1 protein-coding gene is annotated in these 1364 nt (G+C 61.3%); it reads left to right on the top strand.

Annotated features, from left to right (window positions below):
* Positions 1 to 501: 501 nt before the first annotated feature.
* Positions 502 to 1364, top strand: an 863-nt coding sequence (locus ACYP5B_RS18890) for a reverse transcriptase domain-containing protein (RefSeq protein ID WP_459570719.1), incomplete at its 3' end; no start/stop codon positions are given.

Genomic DNA, 1364 nt, shown 5'->3' with positions numbered 1-1364 from the left:
TTGGCGTGCGCCGTGCAAAGGCGGCGCTTTTCCAGTGGGTGTAAGCCCCACCCGGCAACCGCTCCAGCCGGAAGCAACCGGAGCAGCTATGGAGGTAACGAAATGGCTGAAGCCTTCGGGTAAGCGTGTCACGAAATACGGTGACAGCGCAAGTGTGCAGGCCGTAACGTGAGTGAACGCTGAGCAAGCCTCGAAAAGGACGATGCGCAGGCCGACCCGACAGCCATATCGGGGAAGGCTGACACGACTGGATGGATGAGCGAAGCAGTACCGCCAGTCGCTGCGCCGGGGTAGTGGCGACAGCATGTACACAAGGAAAGCGCACGCAACACGGGAAGCCCCATGGCGTGGTCAGGGATGATCAACCGGACGCCCGCGAGGGACAGGCCGGGCGCCGTGGGGTGGCGGAGAGGCTCGTAGTACCGGGGAAGCCGGGTAATGCCGGTGGAGGAAAGGGGCCTCAGTTCAAGACAGACGCAAGACGTAGTGAGGGACAGGAGATTGGGCAACCTATCAACTCCGATTAGTGTTCAGAAGCTGCAGATGGCGTTACACGCGAAAGCGAAGGCAGAAGCCGGTCATCGCTTCTATGCCCTATATGACAAGATCAGCCGCGACGACATTCTGGCTCACGCCTACGCCCAGTGCCGCTCCAACAAGGGCGCGCCGGGTGTGGATGGTCAGGACTTCGCGGATGTCGAAGCGTACGGGGTTGAGCGGTGGCTCGGCGAACTGGCGCTTGCGCTCAGAGAGGAGACTTACCGACCGGACCCTATCCGAAGAGTGTTCATCCCGAAGGCCAATGGCAAACTGCGGCCACTGGGCATCTCGACCTTGCGGGATCGGGTGTGTATGACAGCAGCGATGCTGGCGCTCGATCCGATCTTCGAGGCCGACCTTCCACCAGAGCAGTACGCCTATCGCCCGGGCCGCAATGCCCAGCAAGCGGTAGTTGAAGTGGAAGAGCGGCTGCACCGTGGTCACACGGACGTCGTTGACGCCGACCTAGCGGACTACTTCGGCAGCATCCCACACACCGAGCTGATGCAGTCGCTTGCGCGGCGGATCGTTGATCGGCGTGTGCTGCATCTGATCAAGATGTGGCTGGAGTGTGCTGTCGAAGAAGCTGACCCGCGCGGACGGAAGAAGCGGACGACGGAGGCCAGGGACACAGGTCGCGGCATCCCGCAGGGCTCACCCATCTCACCACTACTGTCGAATCTGTATATGCGTCGATTTGTGCTGGCGTGGAAGAAGCTCGGGCTGGAGCACAGCCTCGGCAGTCGGATCGTGACTTACGCTGATGATCTCGTGATCTTGTGCAAACGCGGCAAGGCTGATGAAGCCCTGTCAGCGATGCGAGC

The sequence above is a fragment of the Cupriavidus sp. 8B genome (assembly GCF_054589115.1).
Note: the sequence above shows the minus strand (reverse complement) of the source record. Positions and strands in the feature narration are given on the sequence as shown.